The sequence below is a fragment of the Virgibacillus ndiopensis genome, from assembly GCF_900187325.1.
GTDB classification, from domain to species: Bacteria; Bacillota; Bacilli; order Bacillales; family Amphibacillaceae; genus Virgibacillus_E; species Virgibacillus_E ndiopensis.
Genome location: NZ_FZMZ01000005.1, coordinates 512346 through 529918, shown reverse-complemented (window position 1 = coordinate 529918; position 17573 = coordinate 512346). Strand labels below are relative to the sequence as shown.

14 protein-coding genes are annotated in these 17573 nt (G+C 35.5%); 13 read left to right on the top strand and 1 reads right to left on the bottom strand.

All coding sequences use genetic code 11. The features are described from left to right. The first annotated feature begins 1 nt into the window (after window position 1). The 5 genes from CS937_RS09935 to CS937_RS09915 all read left to right on the top strand — a co-directional run bounded on the left by CS937_RS09935 (window position 2) and on the right by CS937_RS09915 (window position 6088). Window positions 2–3145, top strand: a complete 3144-nt coding sequence (locus tag CS937_RS09935; RefSeq protein ID WP_099158300.1) for an AAA family ATPase — start codon at window positions 2–4, stop codon at window positions 3143–3145. A gap of 446 nt (window positions 3146–3591) precedes the next feature. Next, a complete protein-coding gene (vrrA, locus tag CS937_RS09930; protein ID WP_099158299.1) occupies window positions 3592–4059 on the top strand; it encodes a VrrA/YqfQ family protein in 468 nt (155 codons plus the stop codon). Window positions 4060–4139: 80 nt separating this feature from the next. Beyond that, window positions 4140–5099 carry a peptide-methionine (R)-S-oxide reductase MsrB gene (gene msrB / locus CS937_RS09925; RefSeq protein WP_099158298.1) on the top strand — a complete coding sequence of 320 codons (960 nt, stop codon included), beginning with the start codon at window positions 4140–4142 and terminating at the stop codon, window positions 5097–5099. Window positions 5100–5150: 51 nt separating this feature from the next. Continuing rightward, window positions 5151–5357, top strand: coding sequence for a DUF6501 family protein (locus CS937_RS09920; protein ID WP_099158297.1), 207 nt, complete (start codon window positions 5151–5153; stop codon window positions 5355–5357). A gap of 182 nt (window positions 5358–5539) precedes the next feature. Next, entirely contained in the window at window positions 5540–6088 is a 549-nt protein-coding gene (locus CS937_RS09915) for a histidine phosphatase family protein (protein ID WP_099158296.1), read from the top strand. On the opposite strand, the gene CS937_RS09910 is transcribed toward CS937_RS09915, so the two are convergent. Next, on the bottom strand, window positions 6089–7279 hold the full coding sequence (locus CS937_RS09910; protein WP_099158295.1) for a M14 family metallopeptidase: 1191 nt from the start codon (window positions 7277–7279) through the stop codon (window positions 6089–6091). Window positions 7280–7472: 193 nt separating this feature from the next. Here CS937_RS09910 and CS937_RS09905 point away from each other — a divergent pair, with 193 nt between their 5' ends. The 8 genes from CS937_RS09905 to CS937_RS09870 all read left to right on the top strand — a co-directional run bounded on the left by CS937_RS09905 (window position 7473) and on the right by CS937_RS09870 (window position 17543). Next, window positions 7473–7712: a ferredoxin family protein gene (locus CS937_RS09905; protein WP_099158294.1), complete on the top strand. Its 240-nt coding sequence runs from the start codon at window positions 7473–7475 to the stop codon at window positions 7710–7712. Window positions 7713–7778: 66 nt separating this feature from the next. Next, the gene (locus CS937_RS09900; RefSeq protein WP_099158293.1) at window positions 7779–8753 is read left to right on the top strand and encodes a P1 family peptidase; all 975 of its coding nucleotides are present in this window, start codon (window positions 7779–7781) and stop codon (window positions 8751–8753) included. A 145-nt stretch (window positions 8754–8898) separates the two neighbouring features. Then, window positions 8899–12576, top strand: coding sequence for a nitrate reductase subunit alpha (locus CS937_RS09895; RefSeq protein ID WP_099158292.1), 3678 nt, complete (start codon window positions 8899–8901; stop codon window positions 12574–12576). Continuing rightward, window positions 12566–14116: a nitrate reductase subunit beta gene (gene narH / locus CS937_RS09890; RefSeq protein ID WP_099158291.1), complete on the top strand. Its 1551-nt coding sequence runs from the start codon at window positions 12566–12568 to the stop codon at window positions 14114–14116. The genes CS937_RS09895 and narH overlap by 11 nt, the downstream gene beginning before the upstream one ends. After that, window positions 14091–14624, top strand: coding sequence for a nitrate reductase molybdenum cofactor assembly chaperone (narJ, locus tag CS937_RS09885; RefSeq protein WP_099158290.1), 534 nt, complete (start codon window positions 14091–14093; stop codon window positions 14622–14624). The genes narH and narJ overlap by 26 nt, the downstream gene beginning before the upstream one ends. A 17-nt stretch (window positions 14625–14641) precedes the next feature. After that, window positions 14642–15370, top strand: coding sequence for a respiratory nitrate reductase subunit gamma (gene narI, locus CS937_RS09880; protein ID WP_099158289.1), 729 nt, complete (start codon window positions 14642–14644; stop codon window positions 15368–15370). Window positions 15371–15468: 98 nt separating this feature from the next. After that, window positions 15469–15888: a hypothetical protein gene (locus CS937_RS09875; RefSeq protein ID WP_099158288.1), complete on the top strand. Its 420-nt coding sequence runs from the start codon at window positions 15469–15471 to the stop codon at window positions 15886–15888. 125 nt (window positions 15889–16013) lie between these two features. Beyond that, a complete protein-coding gene (locus CS937_RS09870) occupies window positions 16014–17543 on the top strand; it encodes an FAD-dependent oxidoreductase (RefSeq protein ID WP_099158287.1) in 1530 nt (509 codons plus the stop codon). Window positions 17544–17573: the final 30 nt, after the last annotated feature.

The window sequence follows — 17573 nt, the reverse complement described above, 5'->3', positions numbered from 1 at the left end:
CGTGCGAGCCCTTTCGTTAAGTCTTAGAGCATTTGGTCCTTATTGGGAGAAGCAAGAAATCGATTTTACTGAATTAGGCGGTGAATCTATTTTTCTTATAACGGGTCCAACAGGTGCAGGCAAAACCACTATATTTGATGCCATATGCTATGCACTTTATGGACGTGCAAGCGGATCTGATCGTGATCAGGACTCATTAAGAAGTCATTTTGCAACAATAGATGAACCAACAGAGGTACAATTCCGTTTTACACTGAATCAGAAAAAATATGAAGTTATCCGTAATCCAAAGCAACAAAAGAAAAAAGAACGTGGCGATGGTTATACAGAGGAACCTGCAAAAGCAATTTTGTACGAGGTTACAGATGATACTACAACATTAATTTCATCCAGGATTAAGGAAGTAAATGAAACAATTGAAGCCAAATTAGGATTTGATTACGAGCAATTTCGTAAAATGGTTTTAATACCTCAAGGTGAATTTCGAAAATTAATTTCTGAAAATAGTAAGGAAAGAGAAGCAATCCTACAGAAAATTTTCCATACCTATTTTTATGAAAAAATAACAGAAGAATTAAAGCTTCAATCAAAAGAATTAAAAGAAGAGATTGAACATATTGAACAAACTATTCAATATGAAATAACAAAAATACAATGGACTGAACTGGAAATCAGTAACGAGGACTCAATCGAAATTATTAAAGAAAAGCTAGTACAAGAAATTAACCGAACAAAAGAAAAGTTAGCAGGATGCGATAAGCAAAAAATTCAACAACAACAAGTGTTAAATAACGCTCAAAATAAACTGCTTGCGGGTAAAACACTTGAAGAAAAGTTTGTTGAACAAATGAAACTACAAAAAGAACAGTCTGAATTAAATGAGACTGCGAACAGAATTTTACAAAATAAAGAGAAACTTAAATTAGCACAAAAAGCCATAGAGATTATGCCACTTGAAAACCAAAGTAATGCACGTAAAAAAGAATGGCAAGATCAACTAACTAAATTTACACAACAACAAGAAAAGGTAGAATCACTTAGAAAGAAGTATAAATCAATTGAATTTACTTATAATGAAGCTGCAAGCAAAGAATCGGAACGTGAAAGATTAAAAGAAAAAGTTAAACTTGCCAAATCTCAATTAGATCAAGTAAATAATTATTTGGACTTGCAAAAGAGTGCAAAACAAATCAATTCAAAAAAAGAACAACAGCAGAGACAAATTAATTCCATAGAAAAAGAGATTATACACATTGATAATGAAATGGAACGTATGGAAGATAAGCTAAATAAAGAACAGGAATTAACGAAAACATATTATATGAAACGGCAAGAACTAGATAAGGGAAAAGATCTAATTAAGCAGCTTGAAAATTTATACGCGGAAAACAGCAAATTACAGGAATTACGTAAAAGCTATAAAATATATCAGCAAAAACATCATGAAAAGCTTACAAAATTGGAAAAATTACGAGCGCAATATAATACAAAGGATGAGGAACAAAAGAAACAATATGCTGTTCTAATTGCCCATCATTTAGAAGATGGTAAACCATGTCCGGTTTGTGGATCGATAGAACATCCCGATAAAGTAGTGGCAAATGAAGAAACTATTCGCGAAAGTGAACTAGAGCAATTGAAAAAAGACCTTCAGTTAAACGAGAAAGAATATTTACAGTTTCAAGAAAAATTTGCTGAATGTAAATCTGACGGACAAAGTCAACGTATAACCGTAATGAAACTCTATGACCAAATAAGTAATGAGCTCACAGAACTTGACGATAAGGTTATACTGGATACTTGCAATAAATGGAAAGATAAAGTTTTAGCCTTAAAGCAAGAAACTGTCACATTAGAACAGGAGTTAACAAATTTACAAGAACTTAGAATGCAACGAAATGGATACAAAAATAAGAAAGAAAAAATTAAACAAACGTTTGATCAACTACTAATTAACTTTCAAAAAGTATCAAGTGAAACGGTCAAAATGGAAACAAGACTAGAAGAATTAGCTAAACAATTACCGAAAGATATTCAAGACGCAAATGACTTTAAGAACCAAATTAATGAGATGGAACAAACATTGAATCATCAAATAGCAAGTTGGGAAAACATAAGTCAGCAATACAAGAGATCGTATGATGAATTACAAAAGGAGAAAACTATTTTAGATCAACAAAAGCATTTTGAAGAAAATAATAGAGCAAGTTTTGAAAAACAATATAAGCTGTTTTCTCAAGCTATTAATGTAAGTGGATTTCAAACAATTGAAACCTATCAGGAAGCTAAACTGTCATCAGAAGAGCAAAAAATAATTGAAAGTAAAGTGAAAGCATATGATACTAGAACAGAACAAATAAAGTTCAGGCTTAATGAATTAAAAAAACAAATTGGTAATCATTCTAGACCCAATGTACAAGAACTTGAACAACTGGTGGAGGAGAAACAAATAGAATTACAAAATACCAGTGACACAATTCATTCATTGCGGTTAAAGATAAATAATGATCATCTGGTTGAAAACAATATCCAGGAAAAATTAAGTAAACAAAAACACTTGACTGAAAACTATTTTACAATCGGAGAATTAGCAGATTTAGCTCATGGTAATAACCAATTAAAACTATCCTTTGAACGATATGTTTTAGCATCCTTTTTAGATGAAATATTAATTCAGGCCAACACTAGACTAGATCGGTTGACAGAGCATCGCTATCAGCTTATTCGTAGTGGGCAAGTTGCAAAGCGTGGTGCCCAAAGCGGCTTGGATCTTGAGGTACTGGATCATCACACTGGGCAACAGCGTTCCGTCAAAACGCTTTCCGGTGGAGAGGGGTTTAAAGCGGCTCTTAGTTTAGCACTAGGTTTAGCAGATGTCGTACAGGCACATGCAGGCGGAGTTCAAATGGATACATTATTTATTGATGAAGGATTTGGTACATTAGATGAAATATCGTTGCAGCAAGCGATTGATTGTTTAAAGGATTTACAAGAGAGCAATCGTTTACTAGGAATTATTTCTCATGTACCACAATTAAAAAATGAAATCCATGCAAAACTGCAAATTAAACCATCACACAAAGGTTCAAGACTTGCTTTCACATTTGGACAAGAAAATCAATATCAAAGGCAATTATCCACGTAGTTCGTTATATTTCGTCAAAAATCGTCAATATTATCTAGGTAAATTGTAATATCCTGCGGTTGCCCGGGAAATAGTTAGTGAAATATTCCCTAAATTATTTTTCGGAAAATCGTCAAAACTTTAATCTCCTTTTTCAACTAATCAAGTTTATAATAAAAGTATGAACTTGAGAAAGAGAGGGATAATATGTTTCCATTAATTATGTTTGGATTAATCTTTACTGGCACCATTGGGTTCATAATCGCATCTGAGGTTATCACTGAATAACAAAACTTTATTGACAAATCATTTAAAAGTCTTTGCCTCCAAGGCAGGGACTTTTTCTTTTTTATACGATTTAAAGATATACATAGATATATGTTTATAATTGTAGGTTCGATGCCTACACGCTTTGTGGTTCATAACGTACAATAATCTTGATAATTAATATGAAAAGAGGGATTAATATGGTATTTCCAATTCAGCGTCCACCAAATTTTCCTGTTAATCAAATGCAGCGAATGCCAAATAATACAATGTTTCCAAGTCAGGGGTTTTCTCCTCCACGGGGCAATACTATACAGCATATGTTACAACGTTTTTTACCTTCGCAGGGGATACAGCAGGGGGCCTTGCCAGCACGTGCTGTAGGTGGACTGTCAAGTACGATAAACAATGTTCAGCAGGTCCTAAAAGTGGTTCAATCTACTGCTCCAGTCGTTCAGCAATATGGTCCAATGGTTAAAAATCTTCCAAAGATGTATAAATTAATGAAGGCTCTTAAGGAAGATGACGATGATGAGACAAACATTGATACTGAATCCCATGATAACGAAAGTATGGATATAAAGGTTGAGTCTTCCTACACGGAAGAGCAAACAAAAAATAGTAATAAATCCAGGCAGGGTTTATCTAAACCAAAGCTATATATATAATATAATGAAGCACACCACTTGATTTTTTTTATGAATAGGGGAACAATAGGGATAAGAAAAAATGCACTGGAGGTAAAAGAATGACTAGTAATAACGAAATTGCAACATTTGCTGGGGGATGTTTTTGGTGTATGGTAGAACCTTACGATCAACGACCAGGCATTATAAGTGTTGTTTCTGGTTATACGGGTGGAACAGTTGAAAACCCAACTTATGAACAAGTTTGCTCAAATACTACTGGGCACCTAGAAGCAGTGCAAATTACGTTTGATCCAACCATCATGCCGTATGAAAGTATTGTTGATACGTTTTGGAAGCAAATAGATCCTACAGATGCTGGTGGACAATTTAACGATAGGGGTGAATCCTATCAAACGGCAATTTTTTATCACAATGAGAAACAAAAAGAAGTTGCTCAAATCTCGAAACAACAATTAGAAGCGAGTGGAAAGTTTTCAAAACCTATCGTTACAAAGATACTTCCAGCCAAAACCTTTTATCCAGCTGAGGATAAGCATCAAGACTATTACAAAACGAATTCATTCCACTATCGTTTGTATAAAAAAGGCTCTGGAAGAGAAGATTTTATCAAGAAAAATTGGAACAAGTCTGTTAACAAAGAAAATTTAAAGGCGAAGTTAACCCCCGTTCAATATAGTGTAACACAAGAAAATGGGACGGAGAGACCGTTTCAAAATGAATATTGGGATAATGAAAAAGAGGGAATATATGTAGAGATTGTTTCCGGTGAAATTTTGTTCTCATCAAAAGATAAATTTGATGCAGGCTGTGGTTGGCCAAGCTTTACCAAGCCCGTTGACCATTACCATGTCTCCGAAAAGACAGATACATCACACGGGATGATTCGCACTGAAGTAAGAAGTAAAGAAGGGAATTCACATCTTGGTCATGTTTTTAATGACGGTCCGCAAGAACAAGGTGGTCTTCGATATTGTATGAATTCTGCGGCAATGCGCTTTATTCCAAAAGAGAAGATGGCTGAAGAAGGATATGAAAAATATTTGTATTTATTTGATTGATTTACAATAAATATATTATGTAAACTAAAACGGGAAGTGAAGTGATAATTCATGATTCATCTAAATTGGGAGAAAAGAGATACAATAAAACAAATTGAATGTGTGCATGCCAATGCCAAGAAGTTTATCGTACATAATAAATTAACTCCTGGAAAAATGTACGATGTAAAAAATGAAACAGAAGAATTTTATTTTATTATTGACAATAGCAATCGAATTGGTGGATTTAGAAAAGATTATTTTAAAGAAGAAAGATAACAGGAATTTTATCCTGTTATTTTTTTGTATAAAATTAATTTAATTTGTATAACCTGTGATAAAAGTGTTTTCTATTAACATTATTAATGCTATAATTTATTTATTATTTTTAATTATTCAATATTATATATTTCTACGAATCATAGTCGACTCACTATAACCATAAAAGGGACTGAATCGTATTGAAAAATATTTATGTAGTTCGCCATTGTTCGGCAGAAGGACAACATAGAGATTCCCCATTAACAAACGAAGGGATTAGACAAGCGCGTCTACTTTCAAATTTTTTTACAGAACAAAATGTAAGGTTTGACAAAATAGTTTCCAGTCCATATTTACGTGCAATAGAAAGCATTAAACCCTTTGCTGAAAACAACAATTTGCAAATAGAGGTAAACGAGCTTTTAAAAGAGCGAATTTTAAGTGAAGAACCAATCGATGACTGGATAGAAGTATTAGAACAGTCATTTATAGATTTAGATTTCACTTTGCCTGGTGGGGAATCTGCAAATGATGCAATAAAACGTGTTTCTAACGTACTAGATGATATTTTTAATAATGATAGTTTAACAAATGTTATTTTAGTTAGTCATGGAAACCTAATTGCATTATTATTAAAACAATACGATGATACGTTTGGCTTTAACAAATGGAAAAATTTAAGAAATCCTGATATTTATTTAGTGCAAATAGATAACAATGAGCAGATAGTACAATGTTTATGGGACTGATTATAAATATAAGTTTGCTAGCATAATGCCTAAACTTTCTTGATATATTTCAGGATACTGCTCAATTGGTAATGGATTCACCCCAATTCCTAATTCGATGGTGAAGCCAGATTTTTGGTATTCTTGCATGTACCAATCTTTATAACCTGCATAATTATCAATGTATCTTACCGGAAGATACCCGCTCACCCTCTTGTATTCCTCTACAATTATCTTAGATGTAGGTGGAGTATAGCCTTCAAATCCCCAATAAATTTCTTTTCCCTGTGTATGAAATGCATTTAAACGATCAAATTTTCTTGTCCTAGCTAATTCTGCCATTGCGATTGACTCTGGTTCCGAAAACGGTTTGTGACCTGGAAAATCTCTTGGCTCTGGCGATGTCGGTTTACGAGCCGCTTCTACTTCCCACAATGCTGGAAATTGCTTATTAAGATCAACACCTTTGATGTTCGCTTTCCAATTTGAAAAATCATCACAATAATTATTTATTTGACGTACTTCTTGTTGATAGATTCCAGCTGCCGCCGAGCCATTTAATACTAGATTTACTCCATCCGGATTAACCATTGGTACAAGAGACAAGGTAGTATCGATATATAATGGAAGCATATAAATTCCTCTTATTGATATATTATTTGTTAAGGACATAGCATATTGATTTAAAAACTGCATAATGACAGGAGTTGTGATCCATTCATTTGCATGGAATGAGCCGTTGAGATGGACTTGCTTTTTCCCATTGCCAACTTTTATTTCTACCAATTCTTTCCCCAATACTGACTGACCAATAGACTGACTAAATAAGAAAGGATAAACCTCTTGCAATTGTCCTAGATCCTGCAGCATTTTTTCATATGTATATTGTTCAACTTTAGTAATAAGTAAATCGTTCACTCTCTGTGGAATATGAATTGTTTGTCCAACTTTTAGGGTATATTGATCAACAAATGGATTTACTAAAAACAATGCGTCCATTGGAATATTATTAGTTATCGCGATTTCCCAAAATGAATCATCTTCTTTTATATCATATTCTTTTAACATATATCCCGGAATTTGGATTCGCCCACCAATAGGTAACTGTTTCGCATTTATCTGTGGATTAGAGTTTTCTATTAGTAATAGAGGTATATCAAAGAGTTGACTAAAATACCAGAACGAGTCATTATATCGAATTGTCACTTCCATTATTTTTCGCCCCTTTTAAAGATGTAAATACTAATCTTTATGTAAATGATATAAAAAAGATGATTAATTAGTTAATAATAGATTGTTTCATCTTTCAATTAGTAGGTAAAATAAGCTATAATAGCTAATGACAATTTTTTTATAAACTATTTCAATACAAATTGCTAAATTGAAACATGAGGAGGAGATTTAGTTGGCATTTGTCATTACATCGCCCTGTAAAGATGAAAAAGCAGGTGAATGCGTAGAAGTATGCCCTGTTGATTGTATAGAAGAAGGTAAAGATATGTTTTATATCGATCCTGATATATGTATTGATTGCGGAGCCTGTGAAGCTGTATGTCCTGTAGAGGCAATCTATATGGAAGACGAAGTCCCAGAAGAAGAAAATGAATATATTGCACTAAATCGTAAATTTTACGAAGAAGGGTAATCATCAAGTCGCTACTTACTAAAAAGGTAGCGGCTTTTTTATTTAATGGGAAAGGGATGAGAATTTATGAAGAAAATTAATATAACAGAAATAAAAGGCTTTTCGTTTGGGCATGCTCATGATGTAAAGGCTTTCACTGGATGTACCGTAATTTTATGTAAAGACGGGGCTGTTGCAGGTGTAGATGTGAGAGGTGGTTCACCTGGTACTAGGGAGACGGATGTATTAAACCCTATAAACATGGTAGAGGAAGTGCATGGCATATTTTTATCAGGTGGAAGTGCGTACGGCCTCGATGTTGGAGGAGGGGTAATAAAGTTCTTGGAAGAGTATGGGATAGGCTTTGATGTACAGGTTACCAAGGTGCCAATTGTTTCAGGTGCTATATTATTTGATTTATATCCTGGTGATCCATTCATTAGACCTGATAAAGCGATGGGATATACGGCATGTCAAAATGCTTTTAACAACAATTCATTTAAAGAAGGAAGTGTTGGTGCTGGAACTGGGGCAACTGTAGGTAAGTGTTTAGGATATGATTATGCCATGCGAGGTGGCGTCGGGGTTCATGCAATACAAATTGGTGATATACAGATTGGGGCAGTTGTAGCAGTTAATGCATTTGGTGATATTGTTAACTTTAAAACAAACCAAGTGATTGCTGGAGTTTATGATCGAACAACAAAGAGTTTTTTGAATAGTGAACTGAAAATACAAGAGCAACTGAATGAACAATCAACCAATCGCTTTTCAGGAAATACGACAATTGGTGCAATCGTAACAAATGCTAAACTAACGAAATCACAGGCAAATAAAATCGCATCAATTGCTCATGATGGGTATGCACGAGCAATCCATCCATCCCATACATTTGTAGATGGTGACACTATCTTTGCATTAACAAGTAATCAAATTGAAGTTGATTTAAATAGTTTAAGTATGTTAGCAACTCAAGTTGTCGAACAAGCTATTTATAATGCAGTTTCAAAAGCTTCAAGTTCTACTGAAATTCCAAGCCATTTTGAGGTAATGAAGAAATAAGACCTAATATTTATCCATTTATGTGACAATTATCACGCTTAATTCCATACTTGTTGTTACACAATATTTTCCATGTTATGCTTTAAAAAATATGTGATTTTTATAAAAAATTCCTAAGAATCTGTCATTTATTGGAGGTGCTAACATGAAACAATCTTCAAATCCTTTCTGGAAAAGACTATCCTATTTTGGAAAATCCGAGAAGTTAAACGATCAGTATGAACGTTCTCCACAAGACAGGAAATCTGAACAATACTACCGTAACAGGTGGCAACATGATAAAGTGGTTCGAACAACACATGGTGTAAACTGTACTGGCTCTTGCAGTTGGAAGGTACATGTTAAGGATGGAATTATTGCTTGGGAAACGCAGCAAACTGATTATCCATCAACCGGACCAGATATGCCTGAATATGAACCACGTGGCTGTCCAAGAGGAGCAAGTTTTTCTTGGTATACCTATAGCCCACATAGAGTGAGATATCCATATATTCGATCTACATTATTGAAAATTTGGTCGGATGCTTTGCATGAACAAAAGGATCCCGTTAAAGCATGGAAAAGTATTGTGGAAGATCCGGTTAAATCAAAACGATACAAATCAGCACGTGGTAAGGGCGGATTTGTTAGAACAACATGGGAAGAAATTAATACATTAATCTCCGCATCTATTATTCATACCATTCAAACCGTCGGACCTGATAGAATATTTGGATTTTCACCAATTCCTGCAATGTCCATGGTAAGTTACGCAGGTGGTGCCAGATTTCTAAATTTAATTGGAGGCTCTCTTTTAAGTTTTTATGATTGGTATGCTGATTTACCACCAGCATCGCCACAAATTTGGGGTGAACAAACAGACGTACCAGAAAGTTCAGATTGGTACAACTCAAGTTATCTATTAGTTTGGGGCTCTAATTTACCACAAACCCGTACACCAGATTCACACTTTATGGTTGAGGCAAGGTATAAAGGAACAAAAGTTGTTGCTGTTGCTCCTGATTATGCTGAATATGTAAAATTTGCCGATACATGGCTGCCAGTAGAAGCGGGGATGGATGGAGCATTAGCTATGGCAATGACACATGTTATTTTGAAGGAATACTATGTTGATAGGCAAATACCTTATTTCAATAACTATGTTAAAAAATATACAGATTTACCTTTTTTAATTACGTTAGAAAAAGAGGGGGATTCCTATCAATCAGGTAAATTTTTACGTGCAGACGATCTTGATATGGAGATCGAAAATTCACAATGGAAGACAATTGTTTATGACAAAAACAATGAAAAATTTGCAGCACCTGATGGAACAATTGGACATCGCTGGGAAGAAAATAAAACATGGAATCTTCATTTACGTGACACTGATAACAAATTAGGTGATATTGATCCAATTCTAACATTCCAACAACATTCAGATGACGTTGTTAATGTTAGTTTTCCAGAATTTATGGTTTCTGAGAAAAAAGTTTACAAGCGACCAGTTCCGGTCAAAAAGGCGATCATTGATGGTAAAGAAAAATATGTGACGACTGTTTTGGATCTCCTTATGGCTAACTGTGGGGTTAATCGTGGTTTGGACGCTAACTTTACAGCGTCGTATGATGACGAAAATGCACCATTCACTCCAGCATGGCAGGAAAAACTTACTGGGATTAAACGTGAAGACTGTGCTCAAATTGCTAGAGAGTTTGCACAAAATGCGATTGACTCGAACGGTCGTTCCATGATTATTATGGGTTCTGGTATAAATCATTGGTATAACTCTGATATCATCTACCGAGCAATCTTGAACCTTGTATTATTAACAGGTTGTGAGGGGGTAAATGGAGGTGGTTGGGCACATTATGTTGGACAAGAGAAGGTAAGACCACTTGAAGGCTGGCAAACTGTAGCAATGGCACGGGATTGGGGTGGACCACCGCGATTACATGCTGGTACACCATTTTTCTATTTTGCTACCGAGCAATGGCGGTATGAAGATCAAAAGGTTGATACACTCATATCTCCATTAACCAAAAAAGGTCGCTATCAACATTTGGGAGATTACAATTCGTTGGCAGCGCGTTTAGGATGGCTTCCATCATATCCACAGTTTAATAAAAATTCAACAAAATTAGCTGGAAATAAATCAAATGAGAAAGTTGTCCAATCCATTGTAGAACAATTAAAATCTGGAGATATGAAATTTGCAGTAGATAGTCCTAGTGATCCAGTTAATTTCCCAAAATTACTCTTTGTTTGGCGTGCAAATTTGATTGGGAGTTCGGCAAAAGGTCACGAATATTTCTTAAAGCATTTATTAGGAACACATGAAGGAACGTTAAGCGAACAAGAGGAAGAAAAAAACACAAATGAAATACAGTGGATTGAAGAAGTGCCTGAAGGGAAATTAGATTTATTAATAAATTATGACTTTCGTATGAGTGGTACGGGATTATATTCAGACATCGTATTACCGGCAGCTACATGGTATGAAAAATACGACTTATCAAGTACAGATATGCATCCTTTTGTACACCCTTTTAACCCTGCAATTGCAGCACCGTGGCAATCAAGATCAGACTGGGATGCATTTAAATCGTTGGCAAAAAAATTCTCAGAAATGGCTAAGACTTATTTTCCTGAACCAATAAAGGATGTTGTTGCATCACCACTATTACATGATTCAAAGGATGAAATTTCTCAAGCATATGGCAAAGTACCAGATTGGAAGTATGGGGAACATGAACCTGTTCCTGGAGTCAATTTTCCACGCCTTCAAATTATTGAGCGTGACTATCCACAAGTATATGAGAAGTTTATTACATTGGGCGAAAATGTTTGTGATCAAATTGGGGCAAAAGGCATTGGCTGGCATGCTAAGGAGGAATATGACAAGCTTAAAAAACTAGTAGGAACGAATAAAGATACGAAACACTATAAGGGGCTGCCAAGTATCGAAACAGATCGAAAAGTTGCTGAGACGATTCTAACACTTTCAAGTACAACCAACGGCTCATTAGCTTTAAAAGCATGGAAAGCTCTCGAAGATAAAACAGGGCAAGATTGCAGTGATTTGGTTTTCGAGCGAGCAGAAGAGCATATCTCATTCAATGATATTACAACACAACCAAGAAAGGTTTTGTCATCACCGGTATTTAGCGGTTCTGAAACTGGAAACAGAAGGTACAAAAACTTTACAACAAATATAGAACGCATGATACCATTTAGAACACTTACTGGCCGACAAAGCTTCTATCTTGATCATGATGTAATGCTTGAATTTGGAGAAGGATTACCGACATTTAAGCCACCGTTACAACAAATGACTTTTTATGCTAATGACAGAAAGCCTGAATCCGTTCAAAATGAGATAACGTTACGTTACTTAACACCGCATTTTAAATGGTCCTATCACTCAACTTATGGGGATACATTACCAATGTTGACACTATTTAGAGGTGGGCCACATGTATGGCTGAACAACGAGGATGCTGCATCGGTTCATATAAAGGACAACGACTGGATTGAAATGTATAACCGAAATGGCGTTGTAGTAGCACGAGCGGTTGTTAGTCACAGGATACCAAGTGGGATTGTTTATATGTATCACGTACAAGATCGTTTGATAAATGTTCCTGGATCTAAAATCACCAAAACCCGTGGTGGTACATTCAACAGTCCTACTCGAATTCATATAAAACCAACTCAAATGATTGGTGGGTATGCTCAACTGAGTTACGGTTTTAACTATTATGGTCCAACTGGTAATCAACGTGATGAACAAGTAATTATCCGAAAAATAGAAAGGGATGAGGTGGATTGGCTTGAAGATTAGAGCGCAATTTGGCATGGTAATGAATCTTGATAAATGTATTGGCTGTCATACGTGTAGTGTGACGTGCAGCAACACATGGACAAACCGACCTGGAACCGAGTATATGTATTGGAATAATGTAGAGACAAAACCTGGCGTTGGTTATCCACGGGAATGGGAGGATAACGAGGAGCGAAAGGGTGGTTGGCATGTAAAGAATGGAAAATTGGAATTAAGAGCTGGCGGTAAGGTGAGTAAGCTTCTAAATATTTTCTATAACAAAAACCTTGTGCAAATTGATGAATATTATGAACCCTGGACATATGACTATGAAAATTTAGTAAATAGTCCTGAGAAAGATCATCAACCTGTTGCAAGACCAAAATCGCAGCTAACTGGTGAATACATGGATATTACGTGGGGGCCAAACTGGGAGGATGATTTAGCGGGGGTTTATGATACAGGCAAAAATGATCCAAATATGAAAGGTTTGGACGAACAGATAAAATTTGAATTTGAAGAAACGTTTATGATGTATTTGCCACGAATATGTGAGCATTGCCAAAATCCTTCTTGTGTATCGTCATGTCCGTCTGGGGCAATGTATAAGCGGGAGGAAGATGGAATTGTACTGGTCGATCAGGATACTTGCCGTAGCTGGCGTTATTGCATGACTGGTTGCCCTTATAAAAAAGTTTACTTCAACTGGAAAACACATAAAGCAGAAAAATGCACATTTTGTTTTCCACGTATTGAAAATGGCCAGCCAACCATTTGTTCAGAAACGTGTGTTGGGCGTTTGCGGTATATAGGAATTGTTTTATACGATGCGGATAAAGTATTAGATGCGGCATCTGTTGAAGACGATAAAGATTTATATGAAGCGCAGCTTGGAACATTTTTAGATCCATCTGATCCAGTAATTCAAAAAGAAGCATTAAAGCAAGGTATCCCTGAAGATTGGATTGAAGCGGCACAACGATCACCGGTTTATAAGTTTGCTGTTGAACAAAAAATTGCGTTACCTTTACATCCTGAATATAGAACGATGCCTATGGTTTGGTATATTCCACCATTGAGTCCTTTTATGAATGCTCTAGGTGGCCAGGTAAATTCACTAAGTCCAGAAGTTATTTTTCCAACGATTAATCAATTCCGAATACCCATTGACTATCTGGCAAGTTTATTTACTGCTGGCGACACAGAAGTTATTAAGGGTGTTTTAAAAAAATTGGTGGCAATGCGCACCTATATGCGTTATAAGGAGTTAAACAAAGACTTTGATAAGTCCATATTAGAAGAAGCAGGAATGACAGAAGAAGTTGCCGAAGAGATGTACCAGCTTTCCGCTATAGCTAAATATGAGGATCGTTATGTAATTCCTAAGTCCCATCGTGAGGATGCAGGTGATATGTATGCCAGACAAGGTTCAGCAGGTTTTGAATTTATGGAAGCTTGTAAGAGCTGTATGGGTGGCAGCCAAGGAGAGGCAAATCCATTAGAATACTATGAAAGTGGATTTTGGAGGGAATTAGATGAAGACTCACCAAAAAGTGTATAAAATTACAGCAAATTTTTTACACTATCCGGATAAAGAATGGTTTTCTATCTTACCCGAGATAAAAGAAGAGGTTGATACGATTGAAAATCCAACAGTAAATACTTATTTAAAAGCATTTATTTCCTATTTGGAAACAACTCCATTTGATCAACTATGCGAGAAGTATGTAAAAACATTTGATTTTCATGGTATTGCAACACTTAACCTTACGTACAATGTCTTCAAGGATTCACGTGAACGAGGAGCGGCTTTAGTTAAATTAAGACAACTATTTGCTGATTCTGAATTGGTAGCGGAAACAGATGAATTACCCGATTATTTACCTATGATATTAGAATTTCTTGCTGTTGCCGATGAAAAATATATTCAACGTTTATTGAAGCTACATTTAAATTCAATTAAAAAATTAGAAAAAGATTTAGTAGAAAATGATAGTGATTATCATTTTCTACTTAAAGCAGCAATTGATATATCAGTTGAAACTCTAAAGGATACAAAAATATCTTAATTGAAAGGGTTATGCTTATGTCGAACCTTGATATTTTTCTTTGGGTTGTATTCCCTTATATAGCTATAACGATTTTTATATTAGGTCATATATATCGGTATAATACAGATCAATTTGGCTGGACGGCAAAATCTAGTCAGTTTTTAGAACAAAAACGGTTACGATTTGGTAGTACAGTGTTTCATTGGGGGATAATATTTGTATTTTTTGGTCACGTAGCAGGATTATTAATTCCTAAGCAGTGGTATACATTATTTGGCATATCTGATCACATGTATCATTTCGGAGCATTTTGGTTTGGTGGATTAGCTGGTCTTGCTGTTGTAATAGGTGGATTTTTCCTATTTCTAAGGCGTGTATCTATAAAACGAGTGGTCAAAAACAGCTCTAAAAGTGACTATGTTGCGCTAATCATGCTTGGGATTGTTGTTCTGGTTGGTTTTACAAACACTGCAGGGTATACAGCTTCCGGGGGAACATTTGACTACCGGGTAACAATTGGGCCTTGGTTAAGGCAAATCATTATTTTACAGCCTTCTCAGGCCATGATCGCAACAATGGCTGAAGCACCTATCGGCTTTAAATTACATGTATTATTAGCATTTTTACTATTCGCTATCTGGCCATTCACAAGACTCGTTCATGTATTTAGTTTACCAATTAAGTATTTAACGAGAAATTATGTCGTTTATCGAAATGTAAAGCCATATCAAAAAGTTAAAGTTGCCGAGAGAAAAGATATTTAATACAACGTCCCTGTATCAACTGCTGTCGGTGCTGGGACGTTTCCGTTTGTGATATAATACTATACGTGAGAATATTAGTTTAATTGGGGGATAAAAATATGGCTACAGGACCAGCATTACGAAAACTAGCTTCCCATCGTTCCATTCATGATGGGGCATTTGTGGAAGCTCGTGACTTAACTATAGTGACAGAAGAGTTATTACATGATGAACGAATGAATGATTGCTTGAAGGCTGCAAAGGCATTAGCTGAACATTGGGAAAAACGGGTAATTGCACATGCAGATGCAGAGGAAGATGGATTGTATAAAGAAATACTTGAAGAAAATCCCGAGTTAGAAAAAGAAATACATATGTTGACACGTGACCATGATTTACTGCGAATTATTTTGAATAAAATTAATGAAAAGTTAGCTGGTGGACAAGTTACCAGAGAAATGATTACTCAATTTCATTCATTATTAGTTGTTAATGAGATCCATAGTAGATCCGAAGAAAGTAAGTTATTAAAAGAATAAAACAAAAGGCGATTCTGAAGCAAATTTAGAATCGCCTTTTATTTTAATTTATGAGTATAATTAACAATGACACGGTAAAAAATAACAGTTAGTGAGTACTGCAACAATTAAAGGAGCGGATATAGATGTCAGAAAATAGTAGGATGCCACAATTTCCAGAGCCCTTTTGGAGGGATTACGTATCATTACCTTCATTTCCAAAACTGGAAGATTCAATAAGTGTAGATGTAGGTATCGTTGGTGGTGGAATTACCGGAATTACAGCTGCTTATTTATTAGCCAAGGAAAATGTTAAAGTCGCTGTGCTTGATGCGGGGGTTATTTTAAATGGTACGACTGGACATACGACAGCCAAAATAACTGCACAGCATGGTCTAATTTACGATGAATTAATGCAGCATTTTGGAATCGAAAAAACATCTTTGTATTATGATGCATGTAAGGAAGCGAAACAATTAATCGAGCACTTAGTAGAAAAGCATGATATTGATTGTGAATACAAAAAAGAAGATGCATATATTTTTACTGATGCTAAAGCCTACATATCCCAATTGGAAACGGAGAAAAAGGCTTATGAAAAACTAAAAATTGATAGTGAATTAGTTGATGACATTCCTTTAGATGTTTCAACAAAGTCGGCATTAATCATGAAAAATCAGGCACAGTTTCATCCATTAAAATATTTAAAAGTATTGGTTGAGCAGTGTGTGGAAAACGGTGTACAGTTTTATGAACAAACAACTGCGGTAGATGTCGAGTATAATAAACATCCAAGTATTATCACTAGAGATGGAAAACGTGTTACGTGTCGTTACGTAATTCAAGCATCACACTATCCGTTCTATGATGGTCAAGGATTTTACCCAACACGAATGTACCCTGAACGCTCCTATATAATAGCTGTTAAATCAGACAAAAAATTTCCTGGTGGTATGTACATAAATGCAGAAAAACCAACAAGGTCAGTTAGAGGAGCAAGGATTAAAGGAGAGGATCTGTGGCTAATTGTTGGTGAAAATCATAAAACTGGTCAAGGAAAATCAACAATGAAACATTATGAGGCACTTCAAAAATATGCTGATCAACATTTTGGGATTAACGAGTTTGCTTATCGATGGTCTGCTCAAGACTTAACTACATTGGACAAAGTTCCATATATAGGACCAGTTACGAAAGCACAGCAATCTGTTTTTGTTGCAACAGGCTTTCGCAAATGGGGGATGACAAACGGAACGATCGCCGCAAAGCATATTACTGATATGATTTTGGATAATGATACACCTTATCAAGATCTATATTCACCAGCAAGGTTTCAAGCTGATCCAGCAATTAAAAAATTCACTACTACAAACGCAGATGTAGCGAAACATTTAATTAAAGGAAAGCTTGAATATACAGAAAATAATATCGATAAGCTCACTCCAGATGATGCAACCGTAACCCGAATTAACGGAAAACGCACTGGAGTTTATAAAGATAAGGACAACAATCTGCATGCATTAGACACCACATGTCAGCATTTAGGCTGTGAAGTACACTGGAATTCTGGTGACAGAACATGGGATTGTCCTTGCCATGGATCACGATATTCGTATACTGGAGAAGTAATTGAAGGTCCAGCTAAAAGACCATTAAATAAAGTTGATATAGAATAACTCTTCACTGAGCGTTACTGAAGCAGCCAA